Annotated in this window: 16 protein-coding genes and 1 pseudogene; all 17 read left to right on the forward strand. The window is 31.8% G+C overall.

Features of this window, described 5'->3' with window-relative positions:
- Positions 1-190 precede the first annotated feature (190 nt).
- The 17 genes and pseudogenes from R2808_RS03845 (at position 191) to R2808_RS03925 (ending at position 17,681) form a co-directional block, all read left to right on the forward strand.
- Positions 191-1,966: pseudogene (locus R2808_RS03845) on the forward strand (acyl-CoA dehydrogenase family protein).
- A 133-nt stretch (positions 1,967-2,099) separates the two neighbouring features.
- The gene (locus R2808_RS03850) at positions 2,100-2,432 is read left to right on the forward strand and encodes a translation initiation factor (protein WP_371269637.1); all 333 of its coding nucleotides are present in this window, start codon (positions 2,100-2,102) and stop codon (positions 2,430-2,432) included.
- Positions 2,433-2,515: 83 nt separating this feature from the next.
- The gene (locus tag R2808_RS03855) at positions 2,516-3,382 is read left to right on the forward strand and encodes a nucleoside phosphorylase (protein WP_371269638.1); all 867 of its coding nucleotides are present in this window, start codon (positions 2,516-2,518) and stop codon (positions 3,380-3,382) included.
- Positions 3,383-3,385: 3 nt separating this feature from the next.
- Positions 3,386-3,763 carry a VOC family protein gene (locus R2808_RS03860; protein ID WP_371269639.1) on the forward strand — a complete coding sequence of 126 codons (378 nt, stop codon included), beginning with the start codon at positions 3,386-3,388 and terminating at the stop codon, positions 3,761-3,763.
- A complete protein-coding gene (locus R2808_RS03865; RefSeq protein ID WP_371269640.1) occupies positions 3,760-4,206 on the forward strand; it encodes a DinB family protein in 447 nt (148 codons plus the stop codon). Before R2808_RS03860 ends, R2808_RS03865 begins: the two co-directional genes overlap by 4 nt.
- Entirely contained in the window at positions 4,196-4,714 is a 519-nt protein-coding gene (locus R2808_RS03870; RefSeq protein ID WP_371269641.1) for a GNAT family N-acetyltransferase, read from the forward strand. The genes R2808_RS03865 and R2808_RS03870 overlap by 11 nt, the downstream gene beginning before the upstream one ends.
- A 32-nt stretch (positions 4,715-4,746) precedes the next feature.
- Positions 4,747-5,250, forward strand: a complete 504-nt coding sequence (locus R2808_RS03875; protein ID WP_371269642.1) for a hypothetical protein — start codon at positions 4,747-4,749, stop codon at positions 5,248-5,250.
- Between the two features lie 10 nt (positions 5,251-5,260).
- Positions 5,261-6,106 carry a substrate-binding domain-containing protein gene (locus R2808_RS03880; protein ID WP_371269643.1) on the forward strand — a complete coding sequence of 282 codons (846 nt, stop codon included), beginning with the start codon at positions 5,261-5,263 and terminating at the stop codon, positions 6,104-6,106.
- Between the two features lie 28 nt (positions 6,107-6,134).
- The gene (locus R2808_RS03885; RefSeq protein WP_371269644.1) at positions 6,135-7,064 is read left to right on the forward strand and encodes a transglutaminase; all 930 of its coding nucleotides are present in this window, start codon (positions 6,135-6,137) and stop codon (positions 7,062-7,064) included.
- Positions 7,065-7,135: 71 nt separating this feature from the next.
- Complete coding sequence (locus tag R2808_RS03890) at positions 7,136-9,358, forward strand: bifunctional (p)ppGpp synthetase/guanosine-3',5'-bis(diphosphate) 3'-pyrophosphohydrolase (protein ID WP_371269645.1); 2,223 nt, start codon at positions 7,136-7,138, stop codon at positions 9,356-9,358.
- A 106-nt stretch (positions 9,359-9,464) separates the two neighbouring features.
- A complete protein-coding gene (locus R2808_RS03895) occupies positions 9,465-9,902 on the forward strand; it encodes a Fur family transcriptional regulator (RefSeq protein ID WP_371269646.1) in 438 nt (145 codons plus the stop codon).
- A gap of 34 nt (positions 9,903-9,936) precedes the next feature.
- Positions 9,937-11,208 carry an adenylosuccinate synthase gene (locus R2808_RS03900; protein ID WP_371269647.1) on the forward strand — a complete coding sequence of 424 codons (1,272 nt, stop codon included), beginning with the start codon at positions 9,937-9,939 and terminating at the stop codon, positions 11,206-11,208.
- A gap of 106 nt (positions 11,209-11,314) precedes the next feature.
- A complete protein-coding gene (locus tag R2808_RS03905; RefSeq protein ID WP_371269648.1) occupies positions 11,315-12,967 on the forward strand; it encodes an OstA-like protein in 1,653 nt (550 codons plus the stop codon).
- A 51-nt stretch (positions 12,968-13,018) separates the two neighbouring features.
- On the forward strand, positions 13,019-13,777 hold the full coding sequence (locus R2808_RS03910; protein ID WP_371269649.1) for a hypothetical protein: 759 nt from the start codon (positions 13,019-13,021) through the stop codon (positions 13,775-13,777).
- 66 nt (positions 13,778-13,843) lie between these two features.
- Positions 13,844-15,022, forward strand: coding sequence for an aspartate aminotransferase family protein (locus R2808_RS03915; RefSeq protein WP_371269650.1), 1,179 nt, complete (start codon positions 13,844-13,846; stop codon positions 15,020-15,022).
- 236 nt (positions 15,023-15,258) lie between these two features.
- Positions 15,259-16,653, forward strand: a complete 1,395-nt coding sequence (locus R2808_RS03920; protein WP_371269651.1) for a tetratricopeptide repeat protein — start codon at positions 15,259-15,261, stop codon at positions 16,651-16,653.
- A 59-nt stretch (positions 16,654-16,712) separates the two neighbouring features.
- The gene (locus tag R2808_RS03925) at positions 16,713-17,681 is read left to right on the forward strand and encodes a DUF368 domain-containing protein (protein WP_371269652.1); all 969 of its coding nucleotides are present in this window, start codon (positions 16,713-16,715) and stop codon (positions 17,679-17,681) included.
- Positions 17,682-17,685 lie beyond the last annotated feature (4 nt).

Below are 17,685 nucleotides of genomic sequence, written 5' to 3' on the forward strand. Positions count from 1 at the left end.
TGTCAATCGCTTCCAAGGAGGCAAGAGAAACAAAATATTGGTTAAAATTATTAGATAAATCAGAATTAACAAAAGTTGGATGTATCACCTCATCTTGAGAAATTGAACATATAATAAATATTATTGCCAAAATAATAATAACATCAAAAAAATAATAAAACATTTAAAATTCATTTAAAATAACAACACTATGGCTGATATACTAAGAGGAGGTCAATCTTTGTTAAAGAAACTAAATGTGAAGACGTTTTCACACCCGGAAGATTTCTCGGAAGAACAAATCATGATGCGCGATTCGCTATCGAATTCGTAGATAAATAATTATGGCCGTTTAAAGAACGTTTCGAAAAAAAGATTATGCCTTACGGAAGAAGTAATGCGCAAAGCAGGTGAATTGGGGCTATTTAAGTGTAGCGGTTCCTGGTGCTTATGAAGTGATTGAATGGGTTTCATCAATACCGTTTTGGTTTGCGATTATATCTCTGGAGCAACTGCCTATTTTCAACAGCTTTGGAGCTCATACCGAATTGGTACCATGCCAATAACCTTATACGGTACAGAAGAACAAAAACAAAAATATGTACCAAAATTGGCTTCGGGAGAATGGTTTGGTGCGTACTGCTTAACTGAACCGGGTGCAGGATCTGATGCCAATTCAGGGAAAACCAAAGCCGTTTTATCTGAAGATGGTACACATTACAAAATTACTGGTGGCAAAATGTGGATTTCAAATGCGGGATTTTGTTCATTATTTATAGTATTTGCTCGTATTGAAGATGATAAAAACATCACTGGATTTATTGTAGAAAATGATCCTTCAAACGGAATTTCTCTTGGTGAAGAAGAGCATAAATTAGGAATTCGCTCCTCTTCTACTCGACAAGTATTTTTTAATGAAACAAAAGTTCCTGTAGAAAATATGCTAGCATAGTCGTGGTGAAGGGTTTAAAATTGCTATGAATGCGCTCAATGTTGGTCGTATAAAATTAGCAGCCGCTTGTCTTGAAGCACAAAGAAGAACGATTTCTACAGCGGTAAATTATGCTAATGAACGATTTCAGTTTAATGTCCCAATTTCTAGTTTTGGTGCTATTCAAGCCAAATTAGCAGAAATGGCAACCAATGCTTATGCTGGAGAAAGTGCCACTTACCGTGCAGCAGCTGACATTCAAAAAAGAATTGAAATTCGTGAAAATGAAGGTAATTCACATCAAGAAGCTGAATTAAAAGGTGTTGAAGAATTTGCTATAGAATGTTCTATTTTGAAAGTAGCCGTTTCTGAAGACGTACAACATTGCACCGATGAAGGAATTCAAATTTTTGGTGGCATGGGCTTTTCTGAAGATGCACCTATGGAAAGTGCTTGGCGCGATGCTCGTATTGCTCGTATTTACGAAGGTACAAACGAAATTAATCGCATGCTTTCCGTAGGAATGTTGATTAAAAAAGCAATGAAAAGACATGTTGATTTATTAGTCCGCTGTAGCAGAAGAACGATGGCAATTCATCATTTGATGTACCCGACTATTCGGAATTATTTACTGAAGAAAAAGAAATGATTGCCAAATTGAAAAAAGCGTTTTTAATGGTATCGGGAGCAGCGGTGCAAAAATATGGTCCAGAATTAGAATCGCACCAACAATTATTGATGGCAGCAGCCGATATGTTGATTGAAATTTATATGGCAGAAAGCACGCTTTTACGTACCGAAAAATTGGTTAAAAAAGTAGGTCAAGATAAGGCACAAGAACAAATTGCCATGGCACAATTGTATTTGTACAATGCGGTAGATATCATTAATCAAAAAGGAAAAGAAGGTATTGTTTCATTTGCAGAAGGAGATGAACAACGCATGATGCTTATGGGCTTACGCCGTTTTACAAAATATGTAAATATGCCCAATGTTGTGGCATTAAGAAATAAAATTGCTGAAAAAGTAATTGCTGAAAATGCGTATTGCTTTTAATTGCAAATTTTGGTTTAGTTTGTTTTAAAAATGCAGTCTATAGGCTGCATTTTTTGCTTTCTATAACTTTTCTTAATAAAATTCAGAATATCTTTGAAATTAAAATTTTAGATTTTGTAATTTTACATCTATTATGGATTTACAAGAACAATTAAAAAAACTTTTTCCTAATCATCAAGCTTCAACTGAAGTTGAAAAAACAGAAGAAAAAGAGCACATATTATATGTTCAAAAAGAGCCTATGATTTGTAAATATGAAAAAAGAAAAGGAAAACCTACAACTATAATTTCGGGTTACGAAGGCGAAGATGAAGACTTTAAACTGTTAGCAAAAGAAATTAAAAGCAAACTAGCCGTTGGTGGAAGTTTTAAAGAAGGCGAAATTATTATTCAAGGCGATTATCGCGATAAAATAATGAAATTACTACAAGATAAAGGATTTAAAACCAAGCGCGTAGGTGGGTAAATTCAATTTTTGAATTACGAATTACGAATTATAAATTACAAATTGCTTAACGTTTTTTGCCTAAAGCATAATACATAAATAAAATGATTAAAGAATCAGAATTAATACTAAACCCTGATGGTAGTATTTATCACATTAATTTAAAACCCGAAAATATTGCAAACGACATCATCTTTGTTGGCGACCAAAACAGAGTAGAAAAAATTACTAAACATTTCGATACTATTGAATTTACCACTCAAAAACGTGAATTTAAAACCCAAACAGGAACTTACAAAGGAAAGCGCATTACGGTTATGTCAACCGGAATTGGTCCAGATAATATTGATATTGTCATGAACGAATTAGATGCACTAGTAAACATCGATTTAAAAACCCGAACCATAAAACCTGAACTTACTTCGTTAAACATTGTTCGTATTGGAACTTCGGGTTCATTACAAGCCGATATTCCTGTAGATAGTTTTGTAATGAGTCAATACGGTTTAGGTTTAGATAATATGCTACAATCGTATGTTATTGATAATATTTGCGAACACGAAATTGAAGACGCTTTTATTAAACAAACCAATTGGGATTTACGAAAAGGACGTCCTTATGTAGTGGCAGGAAGCAAAAAATTAGCTACAAAATTAGAAAGCAATCAAATTTTTAAAGGATTTACAGGAACTGCTGGCGGATTCTATGGGCCACAAGGTAGAGTTTTACGTTTGGCTATTCAAGATCCAAAATTAAATACTAAAATGGATAGTTTTAATTATAACGGAACAAAAATGACGAATCTCGAAATGGAAACAGGTGCCATTTACGGTTTGGGTAAACTCTTAGGGCATCAATGTTTATCGATGAATGCCATTATTGCCAATCGTGCCAACGGAACTTTTAGTAAAAATCCTTATAAAGCAGTTGATGAATTGATTGAATATACTTTGAATAAATTAGCCGAATAGTAAATGACTTTTCGTTTTGCAAGACATACTAATAGTTTAGAAAAGCTAAAAAAATTTTACACTCAAGTTTTACACTTTGAAATATTAGGAAGTTTTGAAAATCATAATGGATATAATGGAATTTTTATTGGAAAACAAAACCAAAATTGGCATTTAGAATTTACTGAAAATCAAGAAAAAATAGAATTTACATTTGGAGAAGATGACATGTTAGTATTCTATCCACAAACCCAAATAGAATATCAAGATATTATTAATAGTATTATTGAAAATAACGTTCAATTAATTAAGTCCAAAAATCCGTATTGGAATGAAAATGGTAAAATGTTTTTAGATCCAGATGGTTATAGAATAGTTGTTTCAAAATTAAAAGTAAAATGATAAATAAAATAGATCAATTTGATAGATTACTAAGTCAAATTAAGATTTCAAAGAAGTTTTTTGAAATTGATGATTTTGAATTAAAATTAACTCAAAAATGGTCTAAAAAAGAAATTTTAGGACATTTAGTAGATTCTGCAATTAATAATATTCAACGTTTTACAGAAATTCAATATTTAGAAAAACCTTACATAATAAGAAAATATCAACAAGATGAATTGGTACAATCCAATAACTATCAAAATAAAAATAGTGATGATTTAATCAATTTATGGTTACAATTAAATAGTCATATTTTATATCTTATTAATAATCAAACGAAAGAAACCTTATCCTATCAAATTATTCTTCCCAACCAAGAAATGTCTAATTTTAAATTTTTAATTGAAGACTATTTAAACCATTTATTTTATCATTTAAAGCAAATAAACCATGAATTTTAACCTAGAAACGCAACGTTTATTGCTTCGTCCCTTACAACTTTCCGATGCAGATGATATGTTTATAATGGACAGTAATCCTAATGTACATATTTATTTAGGAAACAATCCGCTTACTTCTAAAGAAGAAAGTATAGGTTACTTAAAAAATATACTAAATCAATACGAAGAAAACGGAATTGGTCGTTTTGCAATGATTACTAAAAACAGTAATAAATTTGTTGGCTGGTGCGGTTTAAAGTTTATTACCGAAGAAGAAAATAATCATTCTCATTTTTACGAAATTGGTTACCGATTAAAAGAAGAATTTTGGGGAAAAGGGTATGCGTATGAAGCTGCAAAAGCTTGGTATAGTTATGCTTTTACAATTTTAAAAGTTGATACTTTATATGCCTCTGCTCATATTGATAATAAAGGTTCTCGTAGAATTTTAGAAAAATTAGGATTACAATTTAAAAACGAATATACTTGGAATAACCATATTCCTTGTGTTTGGTACGCTTCAAAATAATCAGTAATCAGTTTCAGTACAGTATTCAGTATATGAATTTTAAAGAATTAATCGAAAAAGTAAAACAAATTCCGTACGGAAGAAATTCAAACAGAACTGATTTTTCGTTGATTTTAACCGAAAATAAGGGAACATGCAGCTCAAAGCACGCTTTTTTAAAAGATTTTGCCGATAAAAATGATATTGAAAACGTAAAATTGTATATCGGAATTTTTAAAATGAACGAACAAAATACGCCTAAAATAGCACCCATTTTATCGCAAAACAAATTAGATTATATTCCCGAAGCACATTGTTATTTGAGAGTAAATACTGAAGTTATTGATGTTACTACTCAAAACTCACTTTTCGAAACCATAAAAAACGATATTTTAGAAGAAATTGAAATTCAGCCCGAACAAGTAATTGATTTTAAAGTAAATTATCATCAAGACTTTTTAAGAAATTGGCTAAAAACATCGCATCAAACAAAAACTTTTAACGAAGTTTGGAAAATTAGAGAAGAGTGTATTACAAAACTATCTACTAACATTTAAACTACAAGTAATGAAAACCATAAAAATAGCAGGTGTACCCGAACATTTTAATTTACCATGGCAAATGTGCATCGAAAATGGCGAATTTGAAGAAGTTGGTATTAATTTACAATGGACAGATGTGCCCGAAGGAACAGGAAAAATGTGCCAAATGCTTCGCAATAACGAAACTGATATTGCGGTAATTCTTACCGAAGGAATTGTAAAAGATATTATTGCAGGAAATTCGAGTAAAATTGTGCAAGTATATGTACAATCGCCACTTATTTGGGGAATTCACGTAGCCGCTAATTCTAATTACAAAAAATTAGACGATTTAAACGGAACAAAAGCAGCTATATCGCGCTACGGTTCAGGTTCGCATTTAATGAGTTTTGTAAACGCACAAAATCAAGGTTGGAATACAAACAATCTTCAATTTGAAATTGTAAATACTATTGAAGGTGCGGTTGATGCACTAACTACCCATAAAGCCGATTATTTTATGTGGGAACGCTTTATGACCAAACCTTTGGTCGATAACGGAACGTTTCGCAAAATTGCCGACTGCCCTACTCCGTGGCCATGTTTTGTAATTGCTGTTAGAAATGAAATTTTAGAAAAAGAACCGCATATTATAGAACACATTTTAGAAATTATCAATACCACAACAGAAGAGTTTAAATATATTCCAAGTATCGATAGAACACTAGCCTCTAAATTCAATCAAAAAATTGAAGATATTCGAGAATGGCTTTCGCTAACGCAATGGTCTCAAAAACAGATTGATAAAAAAACAATAGAAAAGGTACAACAACAATTATTTTCGTTAAATATTATTGAAAAAATAGCTCCATTTGAAGCAATCGCTAAATAAAAATGTACTTTTGTCGTTTTGAATTAAAATGATAACCTTTCCAAAAATTTCATTACAACAATTAAAAGAAAAACTTTCTTTACCAAAACCTTGGGACTCGGTTATTATTTTAACCCTAAATATACTTATAACAATTCCTGTTTTTATTATTGCACATCAAAATTTAATTGAGTTAAATTGGCCGTTTCATCTAGATAGAATACTGCTTTTTACATTTATTCTAATTGTTATTCAGCTTGTTTTACGTCTTATGAAAACCATTCTTGTTGTTTGCATTTTTATATATATGCTAGTGCTAACCTACGGAACATTGTTTGGAAATTATGGCTTTCAACGCGTTTTCGACGATTACCGTTATATGATTTATGCCATGGCCGAAAATCCGAAACCTCAAGATATTATTATTTCTAAACTACTGCCTTTTCCTAACAAATCAAAAATTATTGATGCTGTAGATTACACCAATCCAAAAGTTAGAAATTTTGCAGTTTACGCCACAACACAACACTTTAAAAACATTAAACATACCGAAAAAGACAGACGAATGATTCAATGTTTTGCTGTTTTTGCCGAAATAAAAAAAAGGTGGAATTACGTAAACGACCCAAAAGGAAGCGAATATATAGCCTACGCTTCAGAAAGTTTACAACATTTTTCTGGCGATTGCGACGATCATGCCATTTTAATGGCGGCTTGTATAAAAGCTATTGGTGGTTCACCCCGATTAATTCATACAGGCGGACACATTTACCCAGAAATGCTCATAGGCAATAATAGCGATTTAGAAACGGCCATTTATTTAATTAAAGAAGTTTTGTTTAGTGCCGAAAGTAAAGGTAAAGATATTCATTACCACATAGACGAACGCGGAAAAATTTGGTTAAACCTCGATTATACAGCAACCTACCCTGGCGGACCATTTATGAAAGAAGAAATTTTAGGAGAATTAACATTATAATTGCGAAATAAGTTAAAAAACTTTGCCCATTTAAAAAGTTTGTAATACTTTTAAGTTACAAAACTATTTGCATGTCAGAACTAGAATTAGAAGCCGAAAACAAAGCCATTGCGCAAGAATATAAAGAACTACTTCGCATCAGCTATCAAACACTTTCAAGTGACGATAAAAAACTCATTCGAAAAGCCTTTGACGTTGCTGTAGATGCACACAAAGATCAGCGTCGAAAATCGGGAGAAGCCTATATTTTTCATCCTATTGCTGTAGCTAAAATTGTAGCATCAGAAATTGGTTTAGGTGCTACTTCTATAGCCGCGGCATTAATGCACGATGTAGTAGAAGACACTGAAATTACAGTAAAAGATATCGAAAATATGTTTAATCCTAAAATTGCAAAAATTGTAGAAGGATTAACCAAAATTGCTAAAGTAAAAACCGAACACGATGTATCGTTACAAGCCGAAAATTTTCGTAAAATGCTGCTCACACTACACGAAGATGTTCGAGTTATCCTAATAAAAATTGCCGATCGTTTACACAATATGCAAACAATGGACAGCATGGCCGATTATAAACAGGCAAAAATTGCATCGGAAACACTTTATATTTACGCACCACTCGCTCACCGTTTAGGACTCTATAACATAAAAACGCAACTTGAAGATTTAGGATTAAAATATACTGAACCAAAAATTTACAACGAAATTGTAAGTAAAATAAAAGAAACCAAGCAAGAACAAGATGCGTATATAAAATCTATTTCCGATGTTTTAACCCAATCGTTACAAGATGAAAATATAGATTTTATTATAAAAGGACGACCAAAATCTATTTATTCCATTAGACGAAAAATGCGAACACAAGATGTAAGTTTTGAAGAAGTTTACGACAAGTTTGCACTTCGCATTATTTACAAATCGAAACCAAACGATGAAAAATTTTTAGCTTGGAAAATTTATTCCGTTGTAACCGATCATTACAGACCAAGTCCTAGCCGTTTGCGCGATTGGATTTCATCGCCAAAATCTACAGGGTACGAAGCATTGCATATAACCGTTATGGGACCAAAAGGCCGCTGGGTAGAAATTCAAATTCGTAGTGAACGTATGGATGAAATTGCCGAAAAAGGCTACGCAGCGCACTACAAGTATAAAAATGCCGATGCAGAAGAACACGGTCTCGAAATTTGGCTCAATCAATTAAAAGAAGCACTTGAAAACCAAACCACGAATGCAGTAGATTTTGTAGAAGATTTTAAATTAAATTTATACGCCAAAGAAATTTATATTTTTACACCAAAAGGTGATATAAAATCGTTACCAAAAGACGCTACTGCACTCGATTTTGCTTTTGCAATTCATACCGATGTTGGTTTAAAAACAAGAGGAACTAGGGTAAACGGAAAATTAGTACCACTTAATTATGTACTAAGTAGTGGCGACCAAGTAGAAGTAATTACTTCTCCAAATCAAAAGCCTACGTTACAATGGCTAGATTTTGTTACCACAGCAAGAGCCAAAACTAAAATAAAAAATGCGCTTAACGAAAATGCTAAAAAAATTGCCGAAGACGGAAAAGAAATCCTTACACGAAAACTTCGACACTTAAAAATAACACTTAACGAATCTACAACTAACGAATTAGTTAATTATTTTAAACTGAAAACCAGTTTAGATTTATTTTATAGAGTTGGCATAGGCGCAATAGACAACCAAAATTTAAAAGATTTTGCGGCACAAAAAAGTAATACTTTAGTAAACTTTTTTAAGAAAACTATTAAACGTAGCGGAACAAATGTAAATTCCGAGCAACTAAACGCTAATGTATTAAGCAAAAACTACGACTTATTAGTATTTGGTAAAGATGAAGAAAAATTAGATTATAAATTTGCAAATTGTTGTAACCCTATTGCTGGCGACGATGTTTTTGGGTTTGTAACCATAAACGAAGGTATAAAAGTTCATAAAAAAGATTGCCCAAATGCTATTAGTATGCAATCCAATTATGCGTATCGTGTAATTCAAGCTAAATGGATAGATTCTAGCCAAGAAGAATTTAAAGCTATTATACAAATTCAAGGAATCGATACAATGGGATTAACTAACGAATTAACACGAGTTATATCAAACGAAATGCTCGTTAACATTCAAAGTTTATCTTTAAATGGAAATGCAGGTATTTTTAATGGAAAAATTACCGTTGTAGTACCTAACAACAATGTATTAAAAAAACTTATGGACAACATTAAAAAAGTAGATGGTGTAGATAAAGTAATTCGTTTAAATAAAAATTAAGTTAACCGTTATCTGTTTTCTGTTAGCGTTTTTTCTAATTTCTAAATTCTAATTTCTAAATTCTAATTTTTAAAAGTATCTTTGCAACGATTTATAAAAATTTCCGATGGAAAACAATAACAATCAAGAAATTGTAAAAAACGTATTTACCAATTATTTAGAAGAAAAAGCACATCGTAAAACTCCAGAACGCTACGCTATTCTTCAAGAAATATACAACTCTAACGAACATTTCGATATAGAATCATTATATATCAAAATGAAAAATAAAAATTACCGCGTAAGTCGTGCCACTCTTTATAATACTATCGAACTATTACTTGATTGTGGCTTAGTGCGTCGCCATCAATTTGGACAAAACCAAGCGCATTATGAAAAATCGTATTTCGACAAGCAACACGATCATATTATTTTAACCGACACAGGTGAAGTTATCGAATTTTGCGATCCTCGAATTCAACAAATAAAACAAACCATGGAAGAAATTTTTGGTGTTGAAATTCAAAACCACTCACTATATTTTTACGGAACAAAAAAGAAATAATTTTAATTCATAAACACACAACAAACAACACAAAATGACTGTAGATTTATTACTCGGATTACAATGGGGCGACGAAGGCAAAGGAAAAATTGTTGACGTACTTACTTCAAAATACGATATTATAGCTCGTTTTCAAGGCGGACCAAACGCAGGACACACATTAGAATTTGACGGAATAAAACACGTTTTACGCACTATCCCTTCAGGAATTTTTCATAAAAACGCTATAAATATCATTGGAAACGGTGTCGTTATTGACCCTGTGGTTTTTCAAAAAGAATTAGAAGGGTTAGCAAAATTTGACATGGATGTAACTTCTAAATTATTCATTTCAAGAAAAGCACACTTAATTCTTCCAACGCATAGATTGCTTGATGCTGCTTCCGAAGCTTCAAAAGGAAAAGCAAAAATTGGTTCTACTTTAAAAGGAATTGGCCCTACTTATATGGACAAAACAGGTAGAAACGGTCTGCGAATTGGCGATATTGAACTAGCCGATTTTAAACAGCGCTACCGCAATTTAGCCGATAAACACCAAGCAATGATTGCTTTTTATGATGTCGATTTACAGTACGATTTAAAAGAAATGGAAGAAGAATTTTTTGAAGCTATTACTGCATTAAAACAACTCACTTTCATAGACAGCGAAGACTATTTAAACCAAGCCTTAAAAAAAGGAAAATCTATTTTAGCAGAAGGCGCACAAGGTTCTCTTTTAGATGTCGATTTTGGCACTTATCCTTTTGTAACATCATCAAACACTACTGCTGCAGGCGCTTGTACAGGTCTAGGAATTGCACCAAACAAAGTAAAAGACGTTTTTGGTATTTTTAAAGCCTATACTACTCGTGTAGGTTCCGGACCTTTCCCAACAGAATTATTTGATGAAGTAGGACAAACAATGGCAAAAGTAGGTAACGAATTTGGCTCTGTAACAGGTCGTGCTCGTCGTTGTGGCTGGCTCGATTTAGTAGCGCTAAAATATGCCGTTCAAGTAAATGGCGTAACCGCATTATATATGATGAAAGGCGATGTGCTTTCGGGCTTTAATACTTTAAAAGTTTGCACTGCATACAAATATAAAGGCGAAACTATAAAACATCTTCCATATACTATTGAACCCGAAAATCTTGAACCAATTTATACCGAAATGAAAGGATGGAATGCCGATTTAACCGAAATGACATCGTATAATGAATTACCACAAGAACTTAAAAATTATATTTCGTTTATAGAAGAAGAACTTGAAGTTCCTATTACAATAATTTCTGTCGGACCCGATAGAACGCAAACCATTTCAAAATAATTTAAAATAAAAAAGTGCTTTTATAAAGCACTTTTATTATAAAAATTTCTTAATACTAACTGCCTTCATTACTTTTTACTTATTTTTGACTTAAAATAAAACTGAATTGAAAAAAGTAATTTTATACCTTATAATTCTATTGTTTGGTGTGCAATTTGCACACTCGCAAGAAGAAGAAAACACGAATACTATAAAAATTGTAAAAAACGATTTTGTCGATAGAAATGAAGATGAAATACCTGGCGCAACAGTATTTACAGGAAATGTAGAAGTAGTACATAAAGGCGTTATAATTAATTGTAATAAAGCATACTATTTTGATAAAGAAAATTACGTAAAAGCCTTTGGAAATGTGCGTATTAACCAAGGCGATAGCATTACATTAAATAGTCAATATGCCGAATACGATGGAAAAAAAGAATTAGCCATTGCAACAGGAAATGTGCTACTGCGTTCGCCAGAATCTACATTAACAACCGATACCATTTATTATGACAAAGCTAGGCAAATGGCATTTTATAATAATTCTGGAACTATTGTAAATAAAGAAAATACGCTAAAAAGTAGATCGGGTAAATATTATGTTAATGCCAAAATGTACCAATTTACTACACGCGTAGTTGTTACAAATCCTAAAGCGAAAATAGAAACCAATAGGTTAGATTATTACGAAAACTCGGGGCATGCCTACGTTTTTGGACCATCAAACATTTACAATCAAGGAAATGTAATTTATACCGAAAACGGATTTTACGATACAAAACGAAATACAGGTATTCTTAAAAAGAACTCCAAAATTTACTACGATAATAAAATTATAGAAGGCGACGAACTTTTTTACGATAGAAACAAAAATTTTTCAAAAGGAATAAACAATGTAAAAATTACCGACACCTTAAACAATATGGTAGCAAAAGGACATTATGCCGAATTATGGCGCAATGCTCAAACCCGAAAAGATTCTATTATTCTTACCAAAAAAGCACTTGTAATAACTAAAGTTGAAGGCGATTCTCTTTATATGCACGGAAAAAAAATGTTAGTTACCGGACCTCCAGAAGACAGGGTTATTCGTGCTTTTAACAACGTTCGTTTTTACAAAACCGATATGAGTGGAAAATGCGATTCTATACACTCTAACAATAAAACGGCGCTAACAAAACTTATTGGAAATCCTGTAGTTTGGAACAACGACAACCAAATGACTGGCGATATTATGCACCTAATAGGAAATAACAAAACCGAAAAACTCGATTCGTTAAAAGTACTTAATAACGCGTTTTTAATTCAAAAAGACACATTAAGCAAAAATGGCTACAACCAAATGAAAGGTCAAAATTTATACGGTAGATTTGAAGACAATAAACTTCGTGAAGTTGACATTATAAAAAACACCGAATCTATCTATTATATGTATTCCGAAGACAATGAACTTATAGGAATAGATAAGAAAAAGTGTAGTAAAATAAATTTACAAATTACCGATAATCAAATTGAAACCGTTACAGCTTACAAAGATGTAGAAAGTAACTTATATCCAGAAGACGAATTTCCAGAAAACGCCAGAAAATTAAGAGGATTTACTTGGCGTGGCGATGAACGTATTAAATCGAAAAACGACATTTTTCCCGAAGAAGAATTAGAACTCGACAAACAAATTCAAATAGAAGCCAAACAAAAAGCCGAAGAAAACGAAACGCCAATGGAAGTTTTGCCTGAAACTTTGGAATATGATGAAAAGAATAAAAGTGAAAAGTAATTAGTGAAGAGTGATTAGTGATTAGTAACTATTCATTAGTATTATACAATTATGAAAAAAATCTTGAAATTTTTAATATTCATTTTAATAATAGTAATAATTGTAATCATCTATTTTTATATAAAACCAGCCATACAAGTTGAACAACTTGAAGTCGAAAATAACATTCCTATTAAAATTGCTCCTTATTCCTCTTTTGAAGGTAATGATAGCATTGTCATTTTTATTCCTTATAAATTTAGAGTATCTAATAATAGACTCAAACAAATTAAAATTAATCATGTAACGTTCAAAAATAAACTTTCTACAGGTATTGAACGTGATTTATTATTTGATAAAAAAGGTTATCTTTTAGGTAAAGGTTATAATTCACAAGCAATTGACAGCTTATTATTTAATAAAGAAATAATCAATTATTTACAACTCAAACATAACAAAGAAGTCTTCCCTTTTTCTGATAAAGAATATTATTTTTATAAGCCTTTTTTATTTAGCAAATTTTCTATTAAGGGATTAGACAACAATGACGATTATATAAAATTAGTTCATAATTTTTTTAAACATCAAACACTTAAACTTCACAATAAAAGCAATCTTAATATTAATGAAAAAATTATAGATAGTTTATATAAAAATAGTTTGAACACCAAAATAATTCTAAATTATGGTTCGCTTAAAACTAATGATTACATAAATGATTATGATGTTGAATTTTATTTGGGAACTAAAAAACAAAATTTAATTGATTTCTCTAAAATGACAACAGATGAAATAATAAAATATTTATCTAATAACCGTTTCGACAAATAACAGATTATAATAATAGTAAATATTAACTTTACTAATTACTCTTCACTAATCACTCTTTACTAAAAAATGCTTAACGACTTTTTTAAATACCAAGCCCAAACATCGCCACACCCGCTAGCAATAGCAATATCAAAAGCCGAAGGAAGTTACATTTACGATACTGATAATTATGCTTATTTAGATTTCGTTGCAGGCGTTTCCGCAAATACTTTAGGGCATCAACCAAAGCGAGTAAACGACGCCATAAAAGCACAACTCGATAAATATTCGCACGTAATGGTTTATGGCGAATACGCCCAACAACCCGCAACCGAGTTTTGCAAACTATTAGCTTCTCTCCTACCGGAACCTTTAAATAAAACGTATCTAGTAAATTCTGGAACCGAAGCCATTGAAGGCGCTTTAAAATTGGCTCGTAGAGTTACTGGGCGTAGCCAATTAATTTCGTGCCATAATGCTTATCATGGTAATACGATGGGCAGCATGAGCGTTATGGGGTTTGAAGAACGTAAACAAGTTTTTCGTCCGCTTATACCCGATGTCGATTTTATTACTTTCAACAACGAGGCTGATTTAGAAAAGATTACTACAAAAACAGCGGGTGTCATTTTAGAAACCATACAAGGTGGCGCAGGATTTATCCAACCAGAAAACGATTTTTTGAAAAAAATCCGTCAACGATGTACCGAAGTTGGTGCAGTTATGATTTTAGACGAAATCCAACCTGGTTTTGGGCGAACAGGTAAATTATTTGGTTTTCAAAACTACGATATCGTTCCCGATGTTGTTGTTATGGGAAAAGGTATGGCAAGCGGAATGCCCGTTGGGGCTTTTACAGCTTCAGCCGAAATGATGGATTTGTTAAGTCATGATCCAAAATTAGGCCACATTACCACTTTTGGTGGTCATCCAGTTATTGCAGCAGCATCCTTAGCAACTTTGCAAGAAGTTACCGAAACTAACTTAATGCAAAAAGCATTAGAAAAAGAACAAGTATTTAGAGAACTTTTAGTTCATCCACTTATAAAAGAAATTAGAGGAAAAGGCTTAATGTTAGCCGCCATGACACCAAGTGCCGATATTACCAACCGCGTTATTTTAGAATGCCATAAACGTGGGTTAATTTTATTTTGGTTATTATTTGAAGAAAAAGCCATACGCATAACGCCACCACTAACTATTTCAAAAGAAGAAATAAAAAAAGGTTGTGGCATTATTATTGACGTATTAAATAGTATAGTTTAATGATTCTAAAGTATATAAAATTAAATAAAACCTTTTATCCAAAATCAAAAATTGTTAATTAAATTGTTTAAAACAATTGGTTTCTTACGAATGAAACCGTGTTAAAATTCTTACCTTTATTAAGTGGTAAACTGTAAAATTGAAAGCTATGAAATGCCCATTACTATAATTACGAAACCACCGAAGATGTTCAAAATGGGCATTCCATCTTCCATAATTTAAAATATTTTGTAAAGATGAAAATGAGTTTTGATGAAGACGACAACAGCCTTTCGTTATCAAAATTTGAATCGATGCTAAAAACCAACAAAGTTTTCTTTTTCGATTCAGATGAATTTGAAGGAATTATACTTCATTATATGGATACGGGAAGAATAAATTTAGCCAAAAGAGCCTTAAAAATTGGCTTAGAACAACATCCAAAATCTACTGGAATAAAATTGGTACAAGTAGAAATGCTTATTTATGAAGATAAGCTAGAACTAGCCGAAAAATTACTAACCGAACTTTTTGCAATAGAACCCACTAACGAAGAAATTTACATTCAGCAAGCTAATATATTTTCAAAGCGCGACCAACACGAAAAAGCCATACACTCGTTACAAACTGCCCTAAAATATACTGATGATTTAGCCGATATTTATTCTATGATAGGAATGGAATATTTATTTATGGACGATTTAGAAAAAGCTAAAGACTATTTTATTCTATGTTTAGAAATTGATGAACTCGATTATTCTGCTCTTTATAACGTGGTTTATTGTTTTGATTTTCTAGACCAAAATGAAAAAGCGATTGAATACTTAGAAAAATTTATCGATAAAAATCCTTATAGCGAAGTGGCTTGGCACCAACTTGGGCGCCAATTTTACACACTAAAAAAATACGAAAAAGCAGTTTGGGCTTTCGATTATGCTACGCTTATAGACGATACTTTTTTAGGCGCTTATATGGAAAAAGCAAAAGCATACGAAAAATTAAAACGCTATGAAGAAGCCATAACAGCTTATACCATAACTACAGAATTAGACGATGTTACTTCGTTTGCACTATTGCGAATGGGAAGATGCTATTTAAAATTAGGAAACAAAGAAAAAGCATTAGAATTTTACCATAAAACAGTTCACGAAGATCCGCTTTTAGATAAAGGTTGGATTGCTATTACCGATTTTTACATTACCGAAAAAAATTATCGAAAAGCTTTATATTATGTAAATAAAGCATTAGGAATTGACGATACTAATACGTATTATTGGAAACGTTATGCCGCTATTAACCAAGCCTTGCATTTTTATGAAGAAGCCGAATTAGGCTACCGAAAAGCATTCGAAAATGGCGATATTAACTTAGACACTTTCATACTTTGGGCAGATACGCTTCAATATACAGGCGAATTTGAAAATGCTATTGATATACTACTACAAGCATCCGATGTTTTTCCTGAAGAATACGAATTAGAATATCGATTAGCAGGTTTGTATTATTTGATTAACGAAATAGAAAAAGGAAGCTTTCACTTAGCCAATGGTTTGCGTTTAAACTATCACAATCATACCTTTATACAGTATTTTTTTCCTTCAGTTTGGCAATTAGTCGAAGTGCAAGATAAAATTAAAAATTTCAAAAATTAACCTTTACATAATATAAATACAATCGTTCTAAAGTATATTTAGCTTGATTTTTTTAACCTATGAGAAAACTTTTTCCCGACTATTTATTAATTACCCTAAAAGGAATGGCAATGGGTGCTGCCGATGTTGTACCTGGTGTTTCTGGCGGAACAATTGCATTTATTTCTGGCATATACGAAGAACTGCTCGACAGTATTAACCGAGTTAATTTTGATACTCTAAAAAATCTACGAAAAAATGGATTAAAAGCAACTTGGGCTGCACTAAACGGAAACTTTCTTTTAGCCTTACTCACTGGAATTGGAATTAGCGTATTAACATTTTCAAAAGTAATTACACATTTATTAGCCACGCAGCCTATTTTAGTCTGGTCGTTCTTCTTTGGTTTAGTCATTGCTAGTATTGTATTTATTTGGAAAGAAATTACAAAATGGTCGCCTAAAGCAATTGTTGCATTAAGCATAGGAACTTTCATTTCATATTACATCACAATTGCACAACCCACACAAACACCAGACAGTTTACCTTTCTTATTTTTATCAGGCTTTTTAGCCATAATTGCTATGATTTTACCTGGTGTTTCTGGTGCTTTCATTTTACTCTTATTAGGCTCGTACCAATCTGTTATTGGAACTATAAATCAGTTTCGAGAAGGTTTAACACAATTAAATGTCGAAATTTTAGCACAAGCCTTATTAAAATTAGGCGTATTTGCAATTGGCGCTATTTTAGGTTTAAAATTATTTTCAAAAGTTTTAAAATGGATGTTTTCGCATCATAAAAACACAACTTTGGCTTTATTAATTGGCTTTATGATAGGTTCTTTAAATAAAATATGGCCTTGGAAACAAGTTTTAGAAACCAGAATCGATAGCCATGGAAAAACCGTTCCTTTTATTGAGAAAAGCATTTTACCACAATATTTTAATGGCGAACCAAAGATTGCAATGGCTATACTTTTAGCAATAGTTGGCTTTCTTATTATTTTTATTCTTGAAAAAGTAGCCGTAAGAATCGGAAAAAAATAAACCA

This window comes from Flavobacterium sp. (assembly GCF_041392005.1).
In the GTDB taxonomy this organism is placed as follows: Bacteria; Bacteroidota; Bacteroidia; order Flavobacteriales; family Flavobacteriaceae; genus Flavobacterium.

Bases quoted from the DNA above. Each gene is read 5' to 3' on its own strand.
- R2808_RS03850 (WP_371269637.1), top strand. From the start codon at position 2,100: ATGGATTTACAAGAACAATTAAAAAAACTTTTTCCTAATCATCAAGCT.
- R2808_RS03855 (WP_371269638.1), top strand. From the start codon at position 2,516: ATGATTAAAGAATCAGAATTAATACTAAACCCTGATGGTAGTATTTAT.
- R2808_RS03860 (WP_371269639.1), top strand. From the start codon at position 3,386: ATGACTTTTCGTTTTGCAAGACATACTAATAGTTTAGAAAAGCTAAAA.
- R2808_RS03865 (WP_371269640.1), top strand. From the start codon at position 3,760: ATGATAAATAAAATAGATCAATTTGATAGATTACTAAGTCAAATTAAG.
- R2808_RS03870 (WP_371269641.1), top strand. From the start codon at position 4,196: ATGAATTTTAACCTAGAAACGCAACGTTTATTGCTTCGTCCCTTACAA.
- R2808_RS03875 (WP_371269642.1), top strand. From the start codon at position 4,747: ATGAATTTTAAAGAATTAATCGAAAAAGTAAAACAAATTCCGTACGGA.
- R2808_RS03880 (WP_371269643.1), top strand. From the start codon at position 5,261: ATGAAAACCATAAAAATAGCAGGTGTACCCGAACATTTTAATTTACCA.
- R2808_RS03885 (WP_371269644.1), top strand. From the start codon at position 6,135: ATGATAACCTTTCCAAAAATTTCATTACAACAATTAAAAGAAAAACTT.
- R2808_RS03890 (WP_371269645.1), top strand. From the start codon at position 7,136: ATGTCAGAACTAGAATTAGAAGCCGAAAACAAAGCCATTGCGCAAGAA.
- R2808_RS03895 (WP_371269646.1), top strand. From the start codon at position 9,465: ATGGAAAACAATAACAATCAAGAAATTGTAAAAAACGTATTTACCAAT.
- R2808_RS03900 (WP_371269647.1), top strand. From the start codon at position 9,937: ATGACTGTAGATTTATTACTCGGATTACAATGGGGCGACGAAGGCAAA.
- R2808_RS03910 (WP_371269649.1), top strand. From the start codon at position 13,019: ATGAAAAAAATCTTGAAATTTTTAATATTCATTTTAATAATAGTAATA.
- R2808_RS03915 (WP_371269650.1), top strand. From the start codon at position 13,844: ATGCTTAACGACTTTTTTAAATACCAAGCCCAAACATCGCCACACCCG.
- R2808_RS03920 (WP_371269651.1), top strand. From the start codon at position 15,259: ATGAAAATGAGTTTTGATGAAGACGACAACAGCCTTTCGTTATCAAAA.
- R2808_RS03925 (WP_371269652.1), top strand. From the start codon at position 16,713: ATGAGAAAACTTTTTCCCGACTATTTATTAATTACCCTAAAAGGAATG.